Origin of the sequence: Neorhizobium petrolearium, from assembly GCF_017873175.1 — a bacterium.
GTDB lineage: Bacteria > Pseudomonadota > Alphaproteobacteria > Rhizobiales > Rhizobiaceae > Neorhizobium > Neorhizobium petrolearium.
In genome coordinates this window covers 71,887-94,994 of record NZ_JAGGJW010000001.1, presented here as the reverse complement: position 1 = coordinate 94,994, position 23,108 = coordinate 71,887, and the positions used below count along the sequence as shown (strand labels likewise).

Below are 23,108 nucleotides of genomic sequence, written 5' to 3'. Positions count from 1 at the left end.
CGACAATCGTCTTCCGGAGACAGCCATGGCGCTCGGTGCATCCCAACGCTTGCATGACGGGGTTCTCGCCGTCGAAACCATGACGCGCTTCGCGCTTGCCGTACTGGCGCTTGCATCCGGGGTCTATACCTATCTCGGCGTGCGCAGCCTTCTTGACGGCTCGCCGACCGCCATATTCTTCGCGGCGATCATCTACTCGGCTTCAGTCTCGGTCGCCATCTATGCCTTCTGGTCCTATATGGCGCGCTTCTATCCGCACGTGACCACCTATACGGGCCGCACCGCCATGCTCGGTGTCATGGCGCTCGGCGCTGCCATGATCATCGCCATGTCGAGCTGGCTGAACGCCGCGGCACTTGCCGGTTCGGCGGCCCTTGAACAGCATCTCGCCGAAACGGTGGAGGATTATACCGCCGACCTCGACCAGGCGCATCAGAACGCACTTGCCGCGCAAAGCCTGCTGCCGGACATCCAACGCGCCTCGGAACGGTTCGCCCAGCTCGCCGCCTCCGAACGCCAGTCCGGAGCGCTGACCGGCACGACGGGATCGGGCAGTGTCGTGCAATTGCTCTCACAGATGTCGGGGCAGATGAAGGAGCTGGAGAGCGGCATCAATGCCTCGCGCGAACAGGTGACCAACCTCTTCAACGAAGGCCAGAAACGGCTGGAGACCATGCGCACGCTGGTCTCCGCCCCGGGTGCCGTCGCACCGCGCGCCGACCAGTTCTCGTCTGAAGTGGTGGCCCTGACCGGCGTCATCGCCTCACTCGGCCAGACTTCGATCGCGCCCTCCATACGCCGCGCGGCAGACGACTTGTCACTCGGCTTTATTGCGCCCGTGGCCGACGGCGGTAACGCCGACCTCGTCAACCGGCAGGATCAGGTGATGGAGACAGTGCGGGCATCCGTCGCGGCGCAATCCAAGGTCTTGTCGCAAGCGGCCGACGAAATACTCACCCGGCCCCCCGTGCCGGAACGGCGCTTCGTGCCGCTCTCTTCGGCTGAAGCGGTGCTGCGCTATGCCTCCGATTTCATTCCTGCATGGGCAGGCGCGATCTCGATCGATCTCCTGCCGGGCGTGCTGGTCTTCATCCTCGCCGTCGTGCATGGCGCGATCCGAAAGCAGGAGGAGAAGCTGCCGTTCGCCGAGCGGATCACCGCCGCCGAACTTCTCCAGGCCCTGGAGGTGCAGAGGGCAGTCACGGCAAATGGCGTGAGCCTGGAAAATGCGGTCGCCGGGGCCGAAACCGAAAGCGAAGCGCTGGAACCGAACAACATCACCAGCATCGACCTGAAATCACGGACACGGGACCGGTCGCATGAGGATCGATGAGTCGATCAAGGCGCTGCTGAAGCTCGACGACGGCGTGCTGATGCGCGGCGCCTTCTATATCCTGCTATCGGCGGCGGTCGTGTTTCTCCTCATCGACGTGCGCGATATCACGGCGATGAACGCGGAACTGCCCAGTTATGACCCGATGCACGGGGACCAGCCGGTGCTGCCGCCGGCGTTGACGGATGGCGTGCCAAACGCCCCGCCGGTACAGCCTGCAAGTTCAAAAGAAACGCTGCGCCAACCGATCAGGTTCGAGCTTACCTCCGGTGGCGTGCTTCTCGCCGAAGGCTCGATCGACCCGGGTGCCGCTGACCGTTTTGCCAAAGAGATCGAGGCGCGCGGCGAATATGTGAAGACCGTTTCGCTCAATTCTCCCGGCGGCTCGGTGGACGATGCGCTCGCCATGTCGGAGTTGATTCGCGAGAAGAAGCTCGACACGAAAGTGGTGTCCAAGGCGCTCTGTGCCTCCTCATGCCCGATCGTCTTTGCCGGCGGCGTCGGACGCATGGCGGAGAAGGACGCAGTAATCGGCGTGCATCAGGTCTTCAATGGCGGCAAGGACCGGCCGACGGCGGAGCAAGCCATGGCCAGCGCCCAGGCCACGACCGCACGGGTTGCTCGGCATCTCGACACCATGGGCATCGGTGCGGGGCTGTGGATCAACGCGCTGGAGACGCCGCCGGACCGGCTTTACTACCTCACGCCCAAGGAAATGGCGGATTTCAAGCTGACGACGGAGCCGGTCGCGACCGCGAAGAAGAAGGGTTAGCCCCGCATCGTAATCCTTCTCGCTTGTAGAGAAGCGAGGAGCGACAGAAGCATCATGACGCCGGTGAAGGCCGCAACCGCCCACCAGCCATCAGCGCTCCAGAAATGCCCGCCGAGGGAACCGGCGACGCTGGAGCCGAGATAATATCCCAGCAGATAAAGCGAAGAGGCATGCCCCTTGGTGCCGTGCGCCAGCTTGCCGACCAGCGCGCTTGCAACGGAGTGGGCCATGAAGAAACCGGAGGTCAGGAGCACGATGCCGAAGATGATCAGAAACAGCGGCGAAAAGAGCGTGATGGCGACACCGACAAGCGCAACCAAAGCGCCGACCGGCATGACCAGGAAATGGCCGAAACGGTCGCCCAGCAGCCCGGCCGCCCAGGAGGCGGCAATCCCGAACAGATAGACCGTGAAGATCAGGCCGAGTTCGGTCTGGTTGAGGTTATAAGGGGCCGCGACCAGCCGGAAGCCGGCATAATTGTAGATCGTCACGAATGCGCCCATCATCAGGAAGCCTATCGCAAACAGCAGGGCAAGCGCCGGGTTTACCAAGTGCCCGAGCCAGGCATCGACGTGATAGCGGACGGTCGATTTGCGCGGGATGAAATTGCGCGACGGCGGCAAAAGCACGAGGAAGCCGATTGCGGCGACAATGCCCATCAGCCCGATCCCTCCCAGCGCCAGCCGCCATGAGAAATATTCGGCCAGCATGCCGGTGAAAACGCGGCCCGCCATACCGCCGAAGGCATTGCCGGCAATGTAGAGCCCCATGGAGGCGCCAAGGCCCCTCGGATCGATCTCCTCCGACAGATAGGCCATGGCGACCGCCGGGACGCCGCCAAGCAGAAAACCTTCGAGCGCGCGGATGACAAGCAGCGCATTCCAATCCGGCACGACAGCACAGGCGATCGTGCAGAGCGAGGCGCCGAGGAGCGAGACGAACATCAGGCTGCGGCGGCCGAAGCGTTCCGAGACCGCGGCAGCAAGAAAGATCGCGACAGCCAGGAGGCCGGTGGAGAGCGAAAGCGTCAGGGAGCTTGCGGCCGGGCTGACCTCGAAATCCGCGGAAAAGATCGGCATCAGCGGCTGCACGCAGTAAAGCAGCGCGAAGGTCGAGAAACCGGACATGAAGAAGGCCAGGCTGGCGCGGCGATAGGACGGCGTGCCGCGCACCAGAAACTGCTTCTCGCCATCGCTCGCCGCATGTTTAGCCGGAGAGAGATCGGCCTCAGGAGATGCTTTCATCTGACGTTGCGCAGCGCTGGACATGATCAGAAAAACCTTTCGACGCGAAAAAAGGTAGCGAGCGGCACACTATTTGTCCAATATATGAAGCAGGCGATCTTGATAGGTCCTAGATATGGAGCTTCGACATATCCGATATTTCCTGGCGGTGGCCGAAGAGGGTAATTTCACCCGCGCGGCAGCGAAGCTCGGCATCGGGCAGCCGCCGCTCAGCCAGCAGATCCGTATTCTGGAAATGGAGGTCGGCGCTCCCCTGTTCCATCGCGTCCCGCACGGCGCGGAACTGACGACGGCAGGCGCCGCCTTCCTGACGGAAGCCAGGGCGTCGCTGGCTGCCGCAGACAATGCCGTCCTTTCCGCGCAGCGCGCCGCCCGTGGCGAGACAGGCAGGCTGGCGCTCGGCTTTACAGCTTCCGCTGCATTCAACCCGCTTGTGACCGGCGCAATCCGGCGCTTTCGCAGCCAGTGGCCCGATGTGGCGCTGGCGCTCAGCGAGATGAACAGCAACTGGCTTATGGAGAAGCTCACGCGCGGCGAGATCGATGCCGCCTTCATCCGTCCGGGCCTCGAGGACCCGAAGGAGGTGCGGCTGAAACGGCTGCCGGACGAGCCGATGCTGGTCGCGCTTCCCGCGCATCATCCGCTTGCCAAGCACGTCCGCGTGCCGCTTGGCGCCCTTGTCGGCGAACCCTTCATCCTTTTCCCGCGCACCGTGGGCCTCAGCCTCTACGACGATATCGTGCGCGGCTGCCGCGAGGCCGGTTTCGAGTTGCAGGTGACGCAGGAAGCACCGCAGATCCCCTCCGTCGTCAATCTCGTGGCGGCCGATCTCGGCGTCTCGATCGTGCCCGCCTCGATCGCGAAATTCGCGATCGAGGGCGTCGTCTACAAGCCTATCGAGGGACCGCCGCTGATCGCGCGGCTGGGGCTTGCGGTGCAGAAGGCACAGCGTTCTCCGATCGCGCTCAACCTGATGGGCCTCATCTGATCAGGTTTCCGGCTTGATTTCCCGCTCGCAGAAACTGATGCGGTTGCTGAACGGATCGGTGACCGTCACCTCCAGCCCCCAGGGCTGCTGCTCCAGACCCGGCTTCATGTAACGGTAATCCTTACCGGTCAATTCGGCATGGAAGGCGCGGATGCCCTGCATCGGCACGAAGACACGGGCGCCAGGCGAGGCATCGCCTGCATGCTCGGAAAGGTGCATCAGCATGCCGCTGCGGGAGACCTGGCAATAGAGCGGGAAATTCTCGCCGAAACGATGTTCCCAATCGAGCTCGAAACCCAGAAAGCCGCAATAGAATTCCATCGCCTTGTCGATCGAGAATATCCGGAAGATCGGGATCGCCGGCTGGATCGAGATTCCACCAGGCTTCCTTTGCTGCGGCTCTGCCGCCTCGATCTTTGCAGCGAGGATGTTCCAGTCGTCATAGCCGAACTGGCCTGCCACCAGTTCCAGCGCCTGACTGTGCGTAAGCTCCAGGTTACGCCCTGCCAGCGACTCGCGCAGGCTTTTCGCCATCAGTTTTGCATCGCGGAAATCGCGCATCTCATCATCCTTTCAATGGACGAACGGCAATATCAGGGCCTGCATTGCTGATCCGTTCGTCATCATTGGCCGTTTGGCAAAGGATGAGAGTCGGTTGGGATGCGTTCACCATTGGTTTCAAAACCTGCAAGCGGCTGGCCGCATCCGGCCACAAACAGGAGTAACGCAGTCGGGAATACAGCGCAAGCGGGACAGCGTATCAGCGATGACGATTGCAAGTCGGCGGCCGAGGGCTTAGCTTCCCCGCCACATCTGGCATCGGATACGGGCATGGAACTTCAAGGCAAGCGCATCCTTCTGATCATCTCCGGCGGCATCGCGGCTTACAAAAGCCTCGACCTCATCCGCAGGCTCCGCGAACGTGGTGCTGCCGTGCGGCCGATCATGACAAAGGCAGCACAAGAGTTCGTCACGCCGCTCGCAGTCGGCGCGCTTTCCGCAAGCCATGTCTATGTCGACCTGTTCTCCCGCGAGGACGAGCAGGATGTCGGTCACATTCGCCTTGCCCGCGACACCGATCTGGTGGTGGTGGCACCGGCCAGCGCCGACCTGATGGCGAAGATGGCGCACGGGCTGGCGGACGATCTGGCAAGTACCGTGCTGCTCGCCACCGACCGGCCGGTGCTGGTGGCGCCGGCGATGAACCCGAAGATGTGGGCCGCGCCCGCGACCAGGCGCAATGTCGAAGCGCTGAAAGCCGACGGCATCCGCTGTATTGGGCCGATGGCCGGCGAGATGGCGGAAAGTAGCGAGGCGGGCGTCGGCCGCATGGCTGAGCCGCTGGAGATCGTCGCCGCAATCCTCCAATTGTTCGACGGCGGACGGAAGCCGCTCGCCGGCAGGACCGCGATCGTCACATCCGGTCCGACGCATGAGCCTATCGATCCCGTGCGTTACATCGCCAACCGCTCCTCGGGCCGGCAGGGACATGCGATCGCCGCAGCACTCGCCAAACTCGGCGCGGATGTGACGCTCGTTTCCGGCCCCGTGACGATCCCCGATCCGGCCGGGATCAAGACCATGCATGTGGAACGCGCCGACGAAATGCTGGAAGCGGTCGTCTCCCGCCTGCCCGCCGACATCGCGGTCATGGTGGCGGCGGTTGCCGACTGGCGCGTGGCGACCTCCGCCGGCCAGAAGATCAAGAAGAAATCGGGGGAGGCTCCGCCGCCGCTCGTGCTAGCCGAAAACCCGGACATCCTGAAGACGGTCGGGCATCACGACAAACGGCCGAAGCTGGTGGTCGGTTTTGCCGCCGAAACCCAGGACGTGGAGAAGAACGGCCGCGACAAGCTTCTACGCAAGGGCGCGGACCTGATCGTCGCCAACGACGTTTCACCAGAGACCGGCATCATGGGCGGCACCCGCAACCGCGTAAAAATCATCAGCGCCAAGGGCGTCGAGGAATGGCCGGACCTCGGCAAGGACGAAGTGGCGGCAAGGCTTGCGGAACTCGTCGCCAGGCGGCTGGCAGGAGCATGAGATGAGCCTTTTCGAACGCAGGGGCTTCGACGCGTTTGTGGCGGGCCTGCCCGGCAGGTCCTTCGTCGATCAATGGGACGGACATGTCGCGAAGGTCGGCGGCAAGGTCGTCACCATGCTTTCCGGCGAAGGTGCGGCAGCAAGGGTCGTGGCGAAATGTCCCGAGGAGAGCTTCGAGATCCTGACCGCACTCGACGGAATCAGGCAGGCTCCCTATTTCGCCAAACGGAAATGGGTGGAGATCGGCAGCAATTCGCAGCTTTCGGGCGAGGAGCTCGTCCACTATCTTACACGATCCTATGAACTGGTGGCCGCCGGCTTGACGAAGAGACTCCGGCAGGAACTGGGAATCAGGCTGTCTTCCTGACGTCTTCGGACAGCCCCTCTCCCTGGGGAACGAAGACCGACACTTTGATACCCTCGGCACAGACCTTCACGGCGCTGCCATCCGGAATTTCCACCCACGCATCGACTTCGTCGTTGAGCGGTTCCGACACGAGGCAGTAGCCGGTCTTGCCGCCCGTCGGCGCGGCGTAAAGCGTCGGCGGCCTGTGGTCCGTCGCATAACGCACCGCATAAAGCTCCCTGCCATCGGAGAAAGCGGCGGTGAAGCGCACCAGCGCGGCGCCGGACTTTTCCATCGACAGGTCCTCGACGGCGGCGATCGCCCTTTCCATGGCGCCGAGCGGATCGGCATCAAGGCCCAGTTGCAGCGCCAGCAAGAAGAGCAGTTCAGAATCCGTCGTGCCCGAGCGCGCATGGAACAATTCGTCGGAGAGCATGCCTTCCATCTGCCTCCGGATGCGGTCGAAGCCGGAAATCTGGCCGTTGTGCATGAAGGACCAGTGGCCATGCACGAAGGGATGGCAGTTGTCGCGACGCGTCGCGCCTGTGGTCGCCGCACGAACGTGAGCGAGGAAGAGCGGCGAGCGGATCTGTCGGGCGAGACTTCTCAGGTTGCAATCGGACCAGGCCGGCAGGATATCGCGGTAGCGGCCCGGATCCGGCCGCTCACCATACCAGGCGATGCCGAAACCATCGCCGTTCGTGGCGGTCTTGGCGCGGGTGGCGCAGTGGGATTGTTCGATCAGGGAGTGGGCGGGCGAGGATACGAGTTCTTCGAGATAAAGAGGTTCGCCGCGATAGGCTGCCCAACGGCACATGGGTCTTGATGCTCCGACGAGGCCGCCCGCAAACGGCCGAAAAATGTTGAAATCAGCGTCTCGACAAATGCTTAACGAACTATGAATGAAGCCCCTTCAAGACGGGTTTTTGACAGAGGGCCAATCACTTTTTACGACGCTTTGTTGTCTTTTGAGGTTGCCTGAGCGGATTTGTGGCCTAAATTTGGCAGTATGTCATATCAGGAAAATCCCAGGCAGGACGATCAGGCCTCTGTTTCATCCGGCGAGGAAGCCCTTTTTAAACTGGCATTCCAACCCGACCAATGGGCACTGTTTCTCGATATCGATGGAACACTGATCGACCTTGCAGATACGCCGGATGGGATCGTCGTCCCCCCGGATCTGCCGGAAAACCTCCATCACCTTTCCACGAAGCTCAATGGTGCGCTGGCGCTGGTGACCGGACGCGCGCTTGCCTATGCCGACCGGCTTTTCGTGCCGTACACATTTCCGATCGCCGGACTGCATGGGTCCGAGCGGCGCGGTCCATTGGGCGAGATCAGCCGCTTCACACCAAGTGCCGCATTCGAAGAGCTGAAAGCCGCCCTGGCGCGGGAAGCGAAACAATGGCCGGGCGTCCTGGTGGAGGACAAGGGGGCGGCCGTCGCTGCACATTACCGGCAAGCGCCGGATCAGCGAGAGACCGTAGAAGCAGCCATGCCCCGTTATCTCGACATGGCCGGCCCGGACTTCACGCTGCAGCGTGGCAAGATGGTCGCCGAAATCCGCCCGGCGCAGGCCAGCAAGGGGCATGCGCTCAAGGCCTTCCTCGACGAAACGCCCTTCAAGGGGCGTAAACCGATCGCGATCGGCGACGACGTGACCGATGAAGCGATGTTCCGGACGGTAAACCGGCTTGGCGGGCATTCGATCCGCATCGCCGAAACTCCGGCTGAAACGGAAGCGAGATCCACTCTCCCTTCGACCGATGCCCTGCGAGCGATCCTCGCCACGCTGGCCGGCGCCGGCACATCCAATATCGCTTGAATCGAAAGGGAAGAGCTTGAGCCGTCTTGTGGTCGTTTCGAACCGTGTCACCCTGCCGCAAAAAAGCGGTGACGCCCCCGCAGGCGGGCTCGCCGTCGCCCTGCAGGCGGCCCTGGAAGAGCGCGGCGGCATCTGGATGGGCTGGTCGGGCAAGTCCAGCGGCGCGAAGGAGCCTGCGCCGCTCGCCATGCAAACGCATGGCAATATCACCTATGCGCTCACCGACCTTACCAAGACGGATGTCGAGGAATATTACCATGGCTTCGCCAACCGGGTGCTCTGGCCGATCTGCCACTATCGGCTGGATCTCGCCGAATACGGCCGCAAGGAGATGGCCGGCTATTTCCGCGTCAATCGTTTCTTTGCCCACCGGCTGGCGCCACTGCTGCGGGAAGACGACATCATCTGGGTGCATGATTACCACCTGATCCCGCTCGCCGCCGAATTGCGCCAGATGGGCTTCAAGAACCGTATCGGTTTCTTCCTGCACATCCCGTGGCCACCAGCAGACGTGCTCTTCACGATGCCCGTCCACGAGGAGATCATGAAGGGCCTTTCCCACTATGACCTGGTCGGCTTCCAGACCGACCACGACCTCGCCAATTTTGCCGGCGGACTCGTGCGCGAAGGCATCGGCGAGGCGCTGGAAGGCGGCAAGCTGACCTCCTATGGACGGACGTTCAAGGGTGGATTCTACCCGATCGGCATCGAGACCGCCGCATTCGCGGACTATGCGAAAAAGGCTGCCACCAACCTGATCGTGCGCAAGGCCAAACAAAGTGTCGAAGGCCGCGATCTCATCATCGGGGTCGACCGGCTCGATTATTCGAAGGGGATCACCCAGCGGCTCGATGCCTTCGAACATTTCGTCAAATCCAATCCGGGTCACCATAACCGGGTGACCTATCTGCAGATCACCCCGAAATCCCGCTCGGAAGTGCCGGAATACGAGCAGATGCAGCGGACAGTTGCCGAGCAGGCTGGCCGCGTGAACGGCGCGATCGGCACGGTGGACTGGGTGCCGATCCGCTACATCAACCGCTCGATCGGCCGCCCGGTGCTGGCCGGCCTCTATCGCCTGGCGCGGATCGGGCTCGTGACGCCGCTGCGCGACGGGATGAACCTCGTCGCCAAGGAATATGTCGCGGCCCAGGACCCGGAAAACCCCGGCGTGCTGGTGCTGTCACGCTTCGCGGGCGCCGCCCGGGAATTGCGGGGCGCGCTGCTGGTAAACCCCTACGACATAGAGGGTACCGCCAATGCGATCGCCCGCGGCATCAACATGCCGCTCGAAGAGCGCCAGGAACGCTGGGGCCGCATGATGGAGCACCTTCTGGAACACGACGTAACCCGTTGGTGCAATGATTTCCTCAGAGATCTCACCGCGGCGTGATTGTTACGTTTGCGACCATCAACGGGCGTCGGGCCGAATTCGTCACGCTTTCTGGCAATAGTGCACTTTCGACGTGTCCTCACCGGTCTGGAAGTCTCCGGGCTGCGGCGGCGCAATCGGCTTGAAGAGGGTTCGGTCCGGCTTTAGGTCTAGAAGCGGCGTGCCGTCGAGGCAGTCGAGCCCTCGAACGAGAAGCACATTGCCTTCCACCGCTGCCAGCACGACGATCGAGGTGCCTATCGGATTCGGGCGCACCGGCGTGCGCAGCGAAAACGTGCCATGAACTTTGCCGTTACTTGCCGGGCTTTGCAACACCAGATCGCGGCGCGAACGGTCCAGCCAATAGAGGACTTCCAGGCGCTCGAAAGCCTCGATGCCCTTGAGCGCCGCAACCCAGGGCTCGAAGATCTCGATGCGGCAGACAGGCCCGTCATGCCTGCCCTGGCGCGGCGTCTCCATGCGCGAAGTCCAGGGGGTCGAGATGCGGCCGATGAAGGTCAGGCCCGCATCGGTTGGCGCAGGTGGCGTGACCGCCACTTCGTTTTCACGGATTTCGTTTTCGCGCACCATCGGAAACCTCCTGTCAGGACCGGCGCGCGGTATCGCCGCGGCAATGCCACCGCAGGCCCTCGCCCAAGCCAGAGCCCACTATGGCATGCCGAGATATTTATGGAAACATCTCGCTACAGATCAAGCCGCCTGCTTGATCTCGCCCAGAGCCTCTTCGAGGCTTACGTGACCAAGGAACCGGCCGGTCGTTCTGGCCTCCGCCTGATGCTCGATGGCCCAGGCAAACCGTACCGCGGGGTCCTCCTGCAGGCGCTCGTAAAGTGCATTGAGCGCCGGAAATTTCTTCCGGTCGACGACCTGGTGGAAATCGTTCCAGCGGGCGATGCCGGCGAAATAGGCATCCGCAAAGCTTCTCTCATCGCCGAGCAGCCATTTCTGGCCAGCGAGCAGGCGTTCGAGATGAGCATGGGTTTTTTCGACCTTAGCGATGCCATAGGCCACAAGCGCCTCCTTCGCCTGCGGTTCCAGTTCATGTTCCAACGCATGCCAGAGAGGGCTGAAGGCATTGAAGAAGCCGGTGTTGAGGAAAGCCAGCATCTGGTTCAGCCAGTCGAACTTTTCCGACTTCGGATCGAAGCCCCAGCCCTTGTCGACCGTGCGGGCGGCAATGTGGTTGAGGATGGCCATGCTCTCGCTCATCACGCGACCATCCGGCAACATCAGCGAGGGCGTCTCGCCGACCGGATTGACCGGTCTGTAGGCCTCGCTCGAGACCACGCCGGGCATTTCCACCCGGCAGAGGCGATAGGGCGCGTCCGTCCATTCAAGCGCCACGATCGAGCCGAACGAGCATCCCTCCGGCACGCCATAAAACAGGATCGGTGTCATATCTTCACTCCTTGGGAATTGAACCTTTCGAATGAAGATAATATGATTTTGTGGACGCTGGCGCGGAAGATGGCTTCATTGCGCTTAAAAGTCTACATATGTGGAAGATGACATGACTGCGTCGCTCAATCTCAACGATCTCCATTTCTTCGTTCAGGCGGTGGAACACGGTGGATTTTCCGCCGCGGGGCGTCGGCTCGGCGTGCCGAAATCCACGATCAGCAAGCGGGTCGCCGAACTGGAGGATCGGCTGGGCGTCCGGCTGATACATCGCACGTCGCGCAGCTTTTCATTGACCGATCTCGGCCGGGATTTCTTCCAGCACGCGCAAGCCTCGATCATCGAAGCGGAAATGGCCGAAACGATCGTACGCACCCATCTTGGTGAACCGAGCGGGATTGTGCGCATGACCGCTGCTGTGCCGACCGCGCAATTCCTGCTCGCCGAACACCTGCCGGAGCTTTCCGCCCGTTACCCGAAACTCAAGCTTTCGCTGCATGTCAGCGATCGGTTCGTCGATATAGTCCAGGAAGGGTTCGACATTGCGCTGCGGAGCCACCAGGCACCCCTGCCCGACTCGACACTGCTGCAGAGAAAGCTTGTCACGCACCCTTTCTTCGTCGTCGCCTCGCCAGACTATCTCCATGCACATGGCGAACCCCGAAGCCCAGAGGAGCTTGCCGGGCATAAGGCGGTGGCGGCTTACTTCGGTGACGATCCCTGGCGACTGACCTCATACGAAGGGGAAGAGGTTCTGGTGGCGCCCCTGCCGGTGATTGCTGCCGACGAGCCCATGGTAATGATGAAGGCGGCACTGGCCGGGCTTGGTATCGCCTGCCTGCCGACCTCCGTCTGCCGCAGTGCGCTCGCCGAAGGCCGGCTCGTGCGCCTGCTTCCGGACTGGACGGCAGGCAGCATCACCACGACCATCCTGATGCCGCATCGGCGCGGTCAATTGCCGGCCGTGCGCGCGGTCGTCGATTTCCTGAGCGAAAAGCTGACCCAGGCCTGAACGGGTCTACAAGCTTGCGAACAGGCCCTGCCTCAGTCCCGCTATCCGTTCCTCGTTGCGGCGGTAGAAAATCCATTGCTTGATGCGCTTGCCATGGACCAGTTCCGCCTGCACGAGAATGCGCATATGCTCGCTGAGCGTGGCAGGGGTTATGCCGAGTTTCTCGGCGATCAGCACCGCGCAGACGCCGTCTTCCACCAGATCGCCATCCACCTGCAGCGGAAAATGCTCGCGCGGCTGCTTCAGCCATTCGAGAATCATCAGGCGCCGATCGTTGGCGAAGGCTTTCAGGATATCGACGTCTTGCATTTTGGCATTTTGCCAAGTAACGAATTAAAGTCAATCCTGTACGAGGCCCATATGTCCGTCGATCCTGTCACGCCAGAACGCATAGCCGAAACAGAAAAGCTCATCCGTCCGCATATCCGCCACACACCGTTGATGCGGGTCGACATGCGGGATTTCGGAACAAGGCCCCTGCCAGTCGACCTGAAGCTCGAACTCCTGCAGCATTCCGGCTCGTTCAAGGCCCGCGGCGCCTTCGCCAACCTGCTGACCCGTGACATTCCACCGGCCGGCGTCGTCGCGGCATCCGGCGGCAATCATGGCGCTGCGGTCGCCTATGCAGCGATGCGGCTCGGCGTGCCGGCGACGATCTTCGTGCCGAGCGTCACCTCGCCCGCCAAGGCGGAGCGCATCCGCTCCTATGGCGCGGAACTCGTGATCGGCGGCGACCGATATGCGGATGCACTGGCGGCCAGCGAGACCTATGTCGCCGAGAGCGGGGCTCTGGCGGTGCATGCCTATGACCAGGTGGAAACCTTGCTGGGCCAGGGAACGCTCGGCGAGGAGATCGAGGACGACCTGCCAGAAATGACGACGCTGCTCGTCGCAGTCGGCGGCGGCGGGCTGATCGGCGGCATCGCCTCGTGGTTCCGCGGCCGGGTGAAGATCGTTGCCGTGGAATCCGACGGCGCGCCGACGCTTTATGAGGCCTTCAAGGCCGGCAAGCCGGTGGATGCCTCCGCCGGTGGCATCGCAGCAGACTCGCTCGCCCCGAGGCAGGTCGGCCAATTGATGTTTCCGATCGCACAGAAATATGTCGAACCGCCGGTTCTGGTTTCGGACGACGCGATTCTGGCCGCCCAGAAGGCGCTGTGGGCCGGCGCGCGCGTCGTGGCCGAGCCCGGCGGGGCAGCCGCCTTCGCCGCCCTTCTCTCCGGTAAATACGTTCCGGGCCTGGACGAACGCGTCTGCGTCCTCGTCTGCGGGTCGAACACAACGGCCGTCAGGTTCGATTGAGGTCCAAAAATATCACGCCGCCTTGGCGACGTGATATTCCTTGATCGCGGCCATCCTGATCGCCGGATAACGCTCGCTCTCATAGCGCAGCGAAAAGCCGTCCTGCGCCAGATAGACCGGATCGCCATCGAGATCGCGGGCGATATCGCCGCGATGGGTCGAGAGGAATTTTTCCAGCTCGGCCGGCTGGTCCGCCGAGATCCAGCGGCAGACAGAGAAACGCGACATTTCGAAGGAGACCGGCAGGCCGTATTCGGCCGCAAGCCGCTCCTTCAGCACATCGAGCTGCAGCGCGCCGACGACGCCGACGATCGCCGGCGAGCCGTCTTCCGGCGAAAAGAGCTGCACGACGCCCTCTTCCGCCATCTGCTGCAGGGCTTCCTTGAGCTTCTTCGCCTTCATGGCATCCTCCAGCCGCACGCGGCGCAGGATTTCCGGCGAGAAATTCGGCACGCCCTGGAAGACCAGCGGCTCGCCTTCCGTCAGCGTATCGCCGATCCTGAGTGTCCCGTGGTTCGGAATGCCGACGACATCGCCGGCATAGGCAGTATCCGCCAACTGCCGCTGCGAAGCGAAGAAGAATTGCGGCGCAGTCAACCCGAGCTGCTTGCCGGTGCGCGACAGACGCGCCTTCATGCCACGCTCCAGCTTGCCGGAGCAGACGCGGGCAAAAGCGATGCGGTCGCGATGGTTCGGATCCATGTTGGCCTGGATCTTGAAGACGAAGGCCGTCATCCGGTCCTCAGCCGCATGCACCTTGCGGATATCGGCCACCTGGTCACGCGGCGGCGGCGCGAATTCGCCGAGCGCCTCGATCAGATCGCGGACGCCGTAATTGCGGAGCGCCGAGCCGAAGAAAACCGGCGTCATATGACCTTCGAGGAAGGCCTGGCGGTCGAAGGGCCTGCACGCCTCGATCGCCAGTTCCGTCTCTTCGATGAAGGCCGCACGCTCGTTTTCCGGCAGACGGTCGGCCACGCTCTGCGGGCCGTTGACCGGCGTCACAGTTACCTCGTTGTCGGAACCGCGCACCGTATTATCGGCGAGATGGTAGGAGCCGCAGAAGGTCTTCGACCGGCCGATCGGCCAGGTGATCGGCGCGGTATCGAGCGCCAGCTTCTCCTCCACCTCGTCCAGTATCTCGAAGGGGTCGCGGCTTTCGCGGTCCATCTTGTTGACGAAGGTAATGATCGGGATGTCGCGCATGCGGCAGACTTCGAAAAGTTTCAGCGTGCGCGGTTCGATACCTTTTGCGGCGTCGATCACCATGACCGCGGCATCCACCGCCGTCAGCGTGCGATAGGTGTCGTCGGCAAAATCCTCGTGGCCGGGCGTATCGAGGATGTTGAAGACATTGCCGCCATATTCGAAGGTCATGACCGAGGTGACGACCGAGATGCCGCGCTCGCGCTCGATCTTCATCCAGTCGGAGCGGGTCTGGATGCGATCCTTCTTCGCCTTCACCTCTCCGGCGAGCTGGATCGCGCCGCCGAAAAGCAGCAGTTTTTCGGTGAGAGTCGTCTTGCCCGCGTCCGGATGGGCAATAATCGCGAATGTGCGACGGCGGGCGACCGCCTCGGCAATGGTTTCGGGCATTTTTCAGAATCCTTCGAGTTGCCGCGTATCTAACGACTCCGTGGATAACTTTCAATTCGTGTTTGACCCAAGCGACAACCGGTCGGCTAATGGGCGCATGAACATCCATGCTCCCTCCTCGCCGACACTCAATCTGATCCGCCTGCCGCATGGCGACGGCCTCGACCTGCCCTCCTATGAGACCGCCGGTGCGGCCGGCATGGACCTTCGCGCCGCCGTTGGGGACGGCTCCCCTTTGACGATCGCGCCGGGCAGGCGCGCACTGGTGCCGACCGGCTTCATCTTCGAAATTCCGGATGGTTTCGAGGCGCAGGTGCGGCCGCGTTCCGGCCTGGCCTTCAAGCACGGCATCACCTGCCTCAACACGCCCGGCACCATCGACAGCGACTATCGCGGTGAGGTGAAGGTGCTCTTGATCAATCTCGGCGACGAGGATTTTACCATCACCCGCGGCATGCGGATCGCCCAGATGGTCATTGCGCCGGTGAAGCAAGCGCGCATCGCGGAAATCACGGAGACGACAGCGACCGCCCGCGGCGCCGGCGGCTTCGGATCGACCGGCGTGTGAGGCCGGAACCGATCCGCAAGCGCCTGCAAGGATTATCGCGGCAATTTACTTTTCGCGGCGGGTTGTCTCGAACAGGAACCAGGTGCGGCGCTCCGCTTCATCGATCCAGTTCTCGATCAGGCTGGCGGTCGCAACGTCGTTATGCTCATCGCAGAGGTCGTGCGTTTGCCGCATGAGGGCGATCAGTTGCTTGTTGTCTTCCCTGAGCTCCGCCAGCATGTCCTCCGGCGTCACGAAATCCGCGTCGTTGTCGGGGATGCGTTGCAGCCGGGAAATATGGCCGATCGAACGCAGGGTCGTGCCGCCGATCTTGCGGGCGCGCTCGGCAACGTCATCTGTCATTGCGAAAATCTGCTCTGCCTGCTCGTCGAGAAGCAGGTGGTAATCCCGGAAGTGCGGACCGGACATATGCCAGTGGAAATTCTTGGTCTTGAGGTAAAGTGAAAAGACATCGGCAAGCAGCGTCGTGAGCGCTGCGGCGATATCCTTCACGGCGTTCGTTCCGAGATCTGAGGGCGTGGCGAGCGGAGCAAGCTTGCGGTTTCTGGCAGCATTATCAGGCATGGATCATCCCCTTAGAGATCGAGCATGGGCCGCCTTTCGGTGCCGGCGATCTGAAATTAAAGTGCCCTCTGCCGGGACTTTTTCAATAGCTGTCCATCCTTATTTCGGCGGGGTTTTTCCAAAACGTCCCGATAATGCAAAAACTCTCCGCATCGAGCTTGCATCCTGCATCTTTTTTCTCCCCGACCGGCGCAGGGAAGATCAATGCGGCTGGCTTCCGGTGCTCTTTGGACCTATCTTCCTGCATCTGAACGACTTGTCAGGGAGAACACCATGTCGGAACAGAAACCGGGCCGCGGCCGGATCTATTCATCGATCACGGAAACGATCGGCGATACACCCATCGTGCGGCTGGATAAGCTTGCGAAGGAAAAAGGCGTCAAAGCCAATCTGCTTGCCAAGCTCGAGTTCTTCAATCCGATCGCTTCCGTCAAGGACCGCATCGGTGTGGCGATGATCGAGAGCCTCGAAGCCCAGGGCAAGATCACATCCGGCAAGACCACGCTGATCGAACCGACCTCCGGCAATACGGGCATCGCGCTTGCCTTCGCCGCCGCCGCGAAAGGCTACAAGCTGATCCTCACCATGCCGGAGACGATGTCGATCGAACGCCGCAAGATGCTGGCACTGCTCGGTGCCGAACTGGTGCTGACCGAAGGGCCGAAGGGCATGAAGGGCGCGATCGCCAAGGCGGAAGAGCTTGCCGCCTCGCTGCCCGACGCGGTCATTCCGCAGCAGTTCGAGAATCCTGCCAATCCGGAAATCCATCGCAAGACGACGGCCGAGGAAATCTGGAACGACACCGACGGCAAGGTCGATATCTTCGTCTCCGGCATCGGCACGGGTGGTACGATCACCGGCGCCGGACAGATGCTGAAAAGCCGTAATCCGAACCTCAAGGTCATTGCCGTCGAGCCTGAGGAATCGCCCGTGCTTTCCGGCGGCCAGCCCGGGCCGCACAAAATCCAGGGGATCGGCGCCGGCTTCGCCCCAAAGATTCTCGATACCTCGATCTACGACGAGATCGTCACCGTCAACAGCGCCGAAGCCATGGAAATGGCCCGCCTCGTCGCCAGGCTCGAAGGTGTTCCCGTCGGCATCTCCTCCGGTGCAGCACTCACCGCTGCCATCGAAGTCGGCAGCCGGCCTGAAAATGCCGGCAAAAACATCGTCGTGATCATCCCCTCCTTCGCCGAACGTTATCTCTCAACGGCGCTGTTCGAAGGGCTGGGTGGGTGAAACGAGTGAGTAGCGAATAGCGAAAGGCTCATAAGCCAAGCCGCCGCCCGCAAGCCCAAACAGGCCCTATTCGCTATTCGCCCCACATTACGCCGCCGCATTCGCGAGCCGTTCGCCGGCCATGCGATAGGAAATCGCTTCGGCGAGATGGATACGGCCGACCGTATCCTTATCGTCGAGATCGGCCAGCGTGCGCGCCACCTTGAGCACCCGATGGTAGCCGCGGGCGGAAAACTTCAGCTTTTCGGCGGCGTCCCGCAGCAACTGCAGACCACTCGGGTCCGGCTCGGCGAACTTCTCGATCAGCGATGTCGAGCAGCGGGCATTGGTGAGGATATCCGGGCAGCCGGCGCCCGCGAAACGTTCGCGCTGCCGCTCTCGAGCCATCGCGACCCGCTTTGCGACATCGGCGCTCCTTTCCGCCGGCATCGGGCGGATCAGGTCGGCGGCTGAGACCGCCGGCACGTCGATCCGGATGTCGATACGGTCCATCAGGGGGCCGGAAATTCGCGCCTGGTAATCGGCGGCACAGCGCGGCCCGCGCGCACAGGTATGGCCGGGTTCACCCGCCATGCCGCAGCGGCACGGGTTCATGGCAGCAACGAGCTGGATGCTCGCCGGATAGGAAACCCGATGGTTGGCTCGGGCAATCACGCACTCGCCCGTTTCCAGCGGCTGGCGCAGCGCATCGAGCGCCTGGGGCGAAAACTCCGGGAACTCATCGAGAAAAAGCACCCCGTGATGAGCAAGCGAAGCCTCGCCCGGCCTGGCACGGAGGCCGCCTCCCACCAGCGCCGCCATCGTCGCCGAATGATGCGGCGTGCGATAGGGCCGGCGGTCCGAAAGCTTGCCGCCGGAAAGCTGGCCGGCGATCGAATGGATCATCGAGACTTCCAGAAGTTCGGCTGCCGACAGCGGCGGCAGGATGGAAGGAAGCCGCGCCGCCAGCATGGATTTCCCGGAGCCGGGCGGGCCTGCCATCAGGAGATTGTGTCCGCCGGCCGCCGCTACTTCCAGCGCCCGCTTGGCGCTTTCCTGCCCCTTGATATCGGCGAGATCGGGGAGATTGGCCGGCATCGCGCGGATCGCCGGCTGCGGTCGCGAGATCACCTGGGTGCCGCGGAAATGATTGGCAAGCGCAATCAAGCTGCGCGGCGCGACGATATCGATATCCGCGCCCGCCCAGGCCGCTTCCGCACCGCTATCGGCCGGGCAGATCAGGCCTTTTCCCATCGCGTTGGCACCGATCGCCGCCGGCAGGGCGCCTGTCACCGGCGCCAGCGTTCCGTCGAGATTGAGTTCTCCGATCACCACATAATCGGTCAACGCATCCGCAGGTATCGCGCCCAGCGCCGCCATCAGCCCAAGCGCAATCGGAAGATCGAAATGCGACCCTTCCTTCGGCAGATCCGCCGGCGCCAGGTTGACCGTCACCTTCTTGGGCGGCATGGCAAGCCCGGAGGCATGCAGTGCCGCCTGCACCCGTTCCCGGCTTTCCGCCACAGCCTTGTCCGGCAGGCCGACGATGTGCATGTTCATCTTGCCCGGACCGACCATCACTTGGACGTCGACCGGAACGCCCTCGATCCCCTGAAACGCTACCGTACTGACGCGTGCAACCATCTGAACTCGCCCCCAAGCCCTATCTGAAGCGTTAACGATTACACGTTTTCCGCGCCAGCGATTGCAATCTGGCACGGAACGAGGAATAAAACAAGAACATTAAACGAACAATTTCGCGCCACCGCTGCAATCAGGTTGTATGCAGTTGTATTGACGGAACAAAGATGATCCGTAACCAAAACGCTGGCAGCTCAACCTTCACGAAATCATGCAGATGCGTTCTTTTTGTGCAATTTGGAGCGAGCGAAGCCTCGCACCTTTCCGGAATTGCTTTATTAGCCACGTTTTTCTTCGATTGCATCCCAAAGAAGGCTTGCGACATCGGCACCGCCGAACTTCTTCACTTCGCGGATGCCGGTCGGGGACGTGACGTTGATCTCGGTCATGTAGTCGCCGATCACGTCAATGCCAACGAAAAGGAAACCGCGCTCCCGCAGCGCGGGCCCGATGCGGGCGCAGATTTCCTCTTCCCGCGCGGTGATCTCGACGGGTTCCGCGCGGCCGCCGACATGCATATTGGAGCGGCTGTCGTGCTCGGCCGGTACGCGATTGATCGCCCCGACCGGCTTGCCGTCAATCAACAGAATGCGCTTGTCGCCCTTGCGCACGGCCGGCAGATAGGCCTGGGCGATGAAGGGCTCGCCGCGATACATCTGGTTGAACATTTCCAGCAGCGAGGAGAAATTGCGGTCGTCGCGGGCGGAATGGAAGACGCCGGCCCCGCCATTGCCATAGAGCGGCTTCAGGATGATGTCGCCCATCTCCTGGCGGAAGCGGGCGATTTCACCGGCATCACGGCTGATGAGCGTCGCCGGCATCAGGTCGGCAAATTCCGTGACGAAGATCTTTTCCGGCGAATTGCGCACCCAGGCCGGATCGTTCACCACCAGCGTCTTCGGGTGAATGCGCTCAAGCAGATGCGTCGAGGTGATATAGCCCATGTCGAAGGGCGGATCCTGACGCAGATGAATGACGTCCATGGTCGAGAGGTCGACACGCTGCCTGTCGCCGAGCGTGAAGTGGTCGCCTTTCACGTCGCGGACCGAAAGCGGCTCGACGGCGGCAAAGACCTTGCCGTCGCGCATGCTCAGCCGGTCGGGCGTATAATGGAAAAGCTCGTAGCCGCGGGCCTGCGCCTCAAGCGCCATGGCAAAGGTGGAATCGCCGACGATATTGATGCCGGAGATATGGTCCATCTGAAATGCGACTTTGCGGATTCTCGCCATGACTTTAGCCCCTCAAAAAGTGCCCGCCTGATGTAGGACGGCGGACACCCAAAGGCAACCGGTCAAAGCGACCATCAGCCGGCGAGGCCGACCTGGGCCCTGGGACGCAGCATGTTGCGCAGGCGGTAGAGAAATGCGAGCGGCGCGGGAAACGGCTTGCGCAGGAAGGCGATCTTCCTGACATAGTTGTCGATGTGCCAAGTCGCCCAGGTGCCGCCCTTGAAATAGGCGACGTCGCCGGCACGGAGAACGCGCTGTGTGCCATCCTCCGCGGTCACATGCACCTCGCCTTCGAGGATGACCACCGTCTCGTCCCAGCCGAAGAACCAGCGGAAGGTGCCCGCCGTGCAATCCCACACACCGGTAGCCGCGCATTCGTCCTCAGCCTTCGAGTGGGAAGCGGCCCGCGCCTGCGGATTGCCTGCAATCACCCAGTTCGGCTCGATCGGAAGCGGCGCCATCTCCAGAGAATCCGGGCAGGCTCCGATGAAGGGTTTTGCCGTCGACGGTTCCGGCGCATAGGATTTGTATCGGACGGCGATGGCCGTCGCGGCCGCCGCCAGGATTTGCCAGCTCATGTTGCCCCCTTGGCTGTCAGGTCCGGGGGACAGTAGCCGCAAAGCGTAAGCCGGTCGTTCAGACCGACGCTACAATTTTAGCGATCGGCCCGATTTCAGGACCGATCAGGCTACCGGCTCGGCAGGCACGAATTTCGCCTCGGCCGGAACTTTGCCCGCAAGGCGCCGGCCGGTATCCGCGGCAAAGAAGTGCAGACGCTTCGCATCGACTGCAATGCGCATCTCAGGCGCGAGTTCGGTCTCGGGCGAGACAGCGACGGTAACCTGTTGATCGCCCACGGCGCCGTGAATGAGACGCTGTGAGCCCAACTCTTCCGTGTATTCCAGACGGAACGGCAACGCTTCCTCACCCTCGTGCGCAACCCGCATATCTTCGGCGCGGACACCGACCGTAACGGGACCGGAGGCGGGCGCGAAACCATTGAGGCCGATCACCGACGGGCCGATCGCCAGCCTGTCGCCATGCAGTTCGCCCTTGACGAGGTTCATGGCCGGGGAACCGATAAAGCTCGCCACGAAAGTGGACGCCGGCGCGTGATAGACTTCCAGCGGCGCACCGATCTGCTCGATCCTGCCTCCATTCAGCACGACGAGGCGGTCGGCGAGCGTCATCGCTTCCAGCTGATCATGGGTCACATAGATCGAGGTGGTGCCGAGGCGGCGCTGGAGGCGCTTGATCTCGCCGCGCATGGAAACGCGCAGCTTAGCGTCGAGGTTGGAGAGCGGCTCGTCGAAGAGGAAGGCCGCCGGCTTGCGGACGATGGCACGGCCCATGGCGACGCGCTGGCGCTGGCCGCCGGAGAGCGCACGCGGCTTGCGGTCGAGATACTGGGTGATCTCCAGCATGCGGGCGGCTTCTGCGACGCGAGTATCGATCTCGGACTTCGGCGTACCGCGGTTCTTCAGGCCATAGGCGAGGTTGTTATAGACAGTCATATGCGGATAGAGCGCATAGTTCTGAAACACCATCGCGATGTCGCGATCCGCCGGTTCGACATTGTTGACGACCTTGGAACCGATCTTCACTTCGCCTTCGGAAATCGTCTCGAGCCCGGCAACCATGCGCAGAAGCGTGGATTTGCCGCAACCCGACGGGCCGACCAGCACGATGAATTCGCCATCGGCGATGTTCAGCTTGATATCCGTGACGGCGCGCACGCCTCCGGAATAGACCTTACCGACATTTTCAACATCGATGGAAGCCATTGTTATTTCTCCGTTTCGACAAGGCCTTTTACGAACAGGCGCTGCATAAGGATGACGACGAGGACAGGCGGCAGCATGGCGAGTATCATCGCCGCCATCACGAGATTCCACTGAGGATCGCTATCGGCAACGGCTGCCAAGCGCTTGATCGCCATGACGATCGTATAGTAGCGGCTGTCATTCGTGATCAGCAGCGGCCACAGGTATTGAATCCAGCCGTAGATGAAGAGTACCACGAAAAGCGCTGCGATATTCGTGCGGCTGAGCGGAAGCAGGATGTCCCGAAAGAATTTCATCGGGCCTGAACCATCCACGCGGGCGGCCTCCATCAATTCGTCCGGGATGGTCAGGAAGAATTGCCGGAAAAGGAACGTCGCGGTAGCCGACGCAATGAGAGGAATCGTGAGACCGGCATAGGAATTCAACATTCCAAGATCCGCCACGACCTTGAACGTCGGCACGATGCGGACCTCAACCGGCAGCATGAGAGTGATGAAGATCAGCCAGAATGCCAATAGCCGAAAAGGAAACCGGAAATAAACGATCGCATAGGCTGAGATGATAGAGATGGCGATCTTTCCTACCGCGATGATGATTGCCATCAGCAACGAATTGCCGAGCAGGATCCACAGCGGCGGAGCACCGGCGCGAGACATGCCTCCCGTCAACATCTGACCGTAGTTTTCCATCAGGTGCGAGCCGGGAAGAAGCGGCACGACGCCGGACAGGAAGTCCGAAGGCCCCTGGGTCGAAGCGATGAAGGCAAGATAAACCGGAAAGACGACGACAATGACACCCAGGATCAGAACGAAATGGGTGAGGAACGTCAGGAACGGGCGGTTTTCAACCATT

24 protein-coding genes are annotated in these 23,108 nt (G+C 62.1%); 11 read left to right on the top strand and 13 right to left on the bottom strand.

Going from position 1 to position 23,108, the window contains the following annotated elements; genetic code table 11:
• The first annotated feature begins 25 nt into the window (after window positions 1-25).
• Window positions 26-1,333, top strand: a complete 1,308-nt coding sequence (locus J2046_RS00525; RefSeq protein ID WP_210047809.1) for a hypothetical protein — start codon at window positions 26-28, stop codon at window positions 1,331-1,333.
• On the top strand, window positions 1,320-2,105 hold the full coding sequence (locus J2046_RS00520) for a COG3904 family protein (RefSeq protein WP_210047807.1): 786 nt from the start codon (window positions 1,320-1,322) through the stop codon (window positions 2,103-2,105). Before J2046_RS00525 ends, J2046_RS00520 begins: the two co-directional genes overlap by 14 nt.
• Here the strand turns inward: J2046_RS00520 and J2046_RS00515 are convergent.
• Window positions 2,102-3,373 carry an MFS transporter gene (locus J2046_RS00515; RefSeq protein WP_210047805.1) on the bottom strand — a complete coding sequence of 424 codons (1,272 nt, stop codon included), beginning with the start codon at window positions 3,371-3,373 and terminating at the stop codon, window positions 2,102-2,104. The genes J2046_RS00520 and J2046_RS00515 overlap by 4 nt on opposite strands.
• Before the next feature lie 91 nt (window positions 3,374-3,464).
• Here J2046_RS00515 and J2046_RS00510 point away from each other — a divergent pair, with 91 nt between their 5' ends.
• A complete protein-coding gene (locus tag J2046_RS00510) occupies window positions 3,465-4,337 on the top strand; it encodes a LysR family transcriptional regulator (RefSeq protein ID WP_210047803.1) in 873 nt (290 codons plus the stop codon).
• Here the strand turns inward: J2046_RS00510 and J2046_RS00505 are convergent, their stop codons facing one another.
• Entirely contained in the window at window positions 4,338-4,898 is a 561-nt protein-coding gene (locus J2046_RS00505) for a glyoxalase superfamily protein (protein ID WP_210047801.1), read from the bottom strand.
• Window positions 4,899-5,168: 270 nt separating this feature from the next.
• On the opposite strand from J2046_RS00505, the gene coaBC reads away from it, so the two are divergent.
• Both coaBC and J2046_RS00495 read left to right on the top strand, forming a co-directional pair.
• Window positions 5,169-6,380 (top strand): bifunctional phosphopantothenoylcysteine decarboxylase/phosphopantothenate--cysteine ligase CoaBC, encoded by a 1,212-nt coding sequence (gene coaBC, locus J2046_RS00500; protein WP_210047800.1) that lies wholly within the window; start codon window positions 5,169-5,171, stop codon window positions 6,378-6,380.
• A gap of 1 nt (window position 6,381) precedes the next feature.
• Entirely contained in the window at window positions 6,382-6,747 is a 366-nt protein-coding gene (locus tag J2046_RS00495) for an MmcQ/YjbR family DNA-binding protein (protein ID WP_210047798.1), read from the top strand.
• Here the strand turns inward: J2046_RS00495 and J2046_RS00490 are convergent.
• A complete protein-coding gene (locus J2046_RS00490) occupies window positions 6,731-7,543 on the bottom strand; it encodes a class II glutamine amidotransferase (RefSeq protein ID WP_210047796.1) in 813 nt (270 codons plus the stop codon). The two genes, J2046_RS00495 and J2046_RS00490, sit on opposite strands and share 17 nt — an antisense overlap.
• A gap of 192 nt (window positions 7,544-7,735) precedes the next feature.
• Between J2046_RS00490 and otsB the strand changes: the two genes are divergently transcribed.
• Together otsB and otsA are read left to right on the top strand one after the other, a co-directional pair.
• Window positions 7,736-8,551, top strand: coding sequence for a trehalose-phosphatase (otsB, locus tag J2046_RS00485; protein ID WP_210047788.1), 816 nt, complete (start codon window positions 7,736-7,738; stop codon window positions 8,549-8,551).
• A gap of 16 nt (window positions 8,552-8,567) precedes the next feature.
• On the top strand, window positions 8,568-9,944 hold the full coding sequence (gene otsA / locus J2046_RS00480) for an alpha,alpha-trehalose-phosphate synthase (UDP-forming) (protein WP_210047775.1): 1,377 nt from the start codon (window positions 8,568-8,570) through the stop codon (window positions 9,942-9,944).
• 42 nt (window positions 9,945-9,986) lie between these two features.
• Here the strand turns inward: otsA and tsaA are convergent, their stop codons facing one another.
• Together tsaA and J2046_RS00470 are read right to left on the bottom strand one after the other, a co-directional pair.
• Window positions 9,987-10,514 carry a tRNA (N6-threonylcarbamoyladenosine(37)-N6)-methyltransferase TrmO gene (tsaA, locus tag J2046_RS00475; RefSeq protein ID WP_210047766.1) on the bottom strand — a complete coding sequence of 176 codons (528 nt, stop codon included), beginning with the start codon at window positions 10,512-10,514 and terminating at the stop codon, window positions 9,987-9,989.
• 120 nt (window positions 10,515-10,634) lie between these two features.
• Complete coding sequence (locus J2046_RS00470) at window positions 10,635-11,342, bottom strand: glutathione S-transferase family protein (protein ID WP_210047757.1); 708 nt, start codon at window positions 11,340-11,342, stop codon at window positions 10,635-10,637.
• 112 nt (window positions 11,343-11,454) lie between these two features.
• On the opposite strand from J2046_RS00470, the gene J2046_RS00465 reads away from it, so the two are divergent.
• Complete coding sequence (locus tag J2046_RS00465) at window positions 11,455-12,354, top strand: LysR substrate-binding domain-containing protein (protein ID WP_210047755.1); 900 nt, start codon at window positions 11,455-11,457, stop codon at window positions 12,352-12,354.
• A gap of 6 nt (window positions 12,355-12,360) precedes the next feature.
• On the opposite strand, the gene J2046_RS00460 is transcribed toward J2046_RS00465, so the two are convergent.
• The gene (locus J2046_RS00460; protein ID WP_210047753.1) at window positions 12,361-12,663 is read right to left on the bottom strand and encodes an ArsR/SmtB family transcription factor; all 303 of its coding nucleotides are present in this window, start codon (window positions 12,661-12,663) and stop codon (window positions 12,361-12,363) included.
• A gap of 51 nt (window positions 12,664-12,714) precedes the next feature.
• On the opposite strand from J2046_RS00460, the gene J2046_RS00455 reads away from it, so the two are divergent.
• Window positions 12,715-13,656, top strand: coding sequence for a threonine/serine dehydratase (locus J2046_RS00455; RefSeq protein ID WP_210047751.1), 942 nt, complete (start codon window positions 12,715-12,717; stop codon window positions 13,654-13,656).
• Window positions 13,657-13,668: 12 nt separating this feature from the next.
• Here J2046_RS00455 and J2046_RS00450 read toward each other — a convergent pair whose 3' ends face one another.
• Window positions 13,669-15,252: a peptide chain release factor 3 gene (locus J2046_RS00450; RefSeq protein WP_210047749.1), complete on the bottom strand. Its 1,584-nt coding sequence runs from the start codon at window positions 15,250-15,252 to the stop codon at window positions 13,669-13,671.
• A 97-nt stretch (window positions 15,253-15,349) separates the two neighbouring features.
• On the opposite strand from J2046_RS00450, the gene dut reads away from it, so the two are divergent.
• A complete protein-coding gene (gene dut / locus J2046_RS00445; RefSeq protein ID WP_210047747.1) occupies window positions 15,350-15,820 on the top strand; it encodes a dUTP diphosphatase in 471 nt (156 codons plus the stop codon).
• 45 nt (window positions 15,821-15,865) lie between these two features.
• On the opposite strand, the gene J2046_RS00440 is transcribed toward dut, so the two are convergent.
• Window positions 15,866-16,384 carry a Dps family protein gene (locus J2046_RS00440; protein WP_210047744.1) on the bottom strand — a complete coding sequence of 173 codons (519 nt, stop codon included), beginning with the start codon at window positions 16,382-16,384 and terminating at the stop codon, window positions 15,866-15,868.
• 273 nt (window positions 16,385-16,657) lie between these two features.
• Between J2046_RS00440 and cysK the strand changes: the two genes are divergently transcribed.
• Window positions 16,658-17,623, top strand: coding sequence for a cysteine synthase A (cysK, locus tag J2046_RS00435; protein ID WP_210047742.1), 966 nt, complete (start codon window positions 16,658-16,660; stop codon window positions 17,621-17,623).
• An 87-nt stretch (window positions 17,624-17,710) separates the two neighbouring features.
• Here cysK and J2046_RS00430 read toward each other — a convergent pair whose 3' ends face one another.
• The 5 genes from J2046_RS00430 to ugpE form a co-directional block, all read right to left on the bottom strand.
• Window positions 17,711-19,246: a YifB family Mg chelatase-like AAA ATPase gene (locus J2046_RS00430; protein WP_210047740.1), complete on the bottom strand. Its 1,536-nt coding sequence runs from the start codon at window positions 19,244-19,246 to the stop codon at window positions 17,711-17,713.
• Window positions 19,247-19,521: 275 nt separating this feature from the next.
• Window positions 19,522-20,472, bottom strand: coding sequence for a glutathione synthase (gshB, locus tag J2046_RS00425; RefSeq protein ID WP_210047738.1), 951 nt, complete (start codon window positions 20,470-20,472; stop codon window positions 19,522-19,524).
• Window positions 20,473-20,546: 74 nt separating this feature from the next.
• Complete coding sequence (locus J2046_RS00420; RefSeq protein ID WP_210047733.1) at window positions 20,547-21,050, bottom strand: cupin domain-containing protein; 504 nt, start codon at window positions 21,048-21,050, stop codon at window positions 20,547-20,549.
• Between the two features lie 105 nt (window positions 21,051-21,155).
• Window positions 21,156-22,256, bottom strand: a complete 1,101-nt coding sequence (locus tag J2046_RS00415; protein WP_210047731.1) for a sn-glycerol-3-phosphate import ATP-binding protein UgpC — start codon at window positions 22,254-22,256, stop codon at window positions 21,156-21,158.
• A 2-nt stretch (window positions 22,257-22,258) separates the two neighbouring features.
• Window positions 22,259-23,107, bottom strand: a complete 849-nt coding sequence (gene ugpE / locus J2046_RS00410) for a sn-glycerol-3-phosphate ABC transporter permease UgpE (RefSeq protein ID WP_210047729.1) — start codon at window positions 23,105-23,107, stop codon at window positions 22,259-22,261.
• Window position 23,108: the final 1 nt, after the last annotated feature.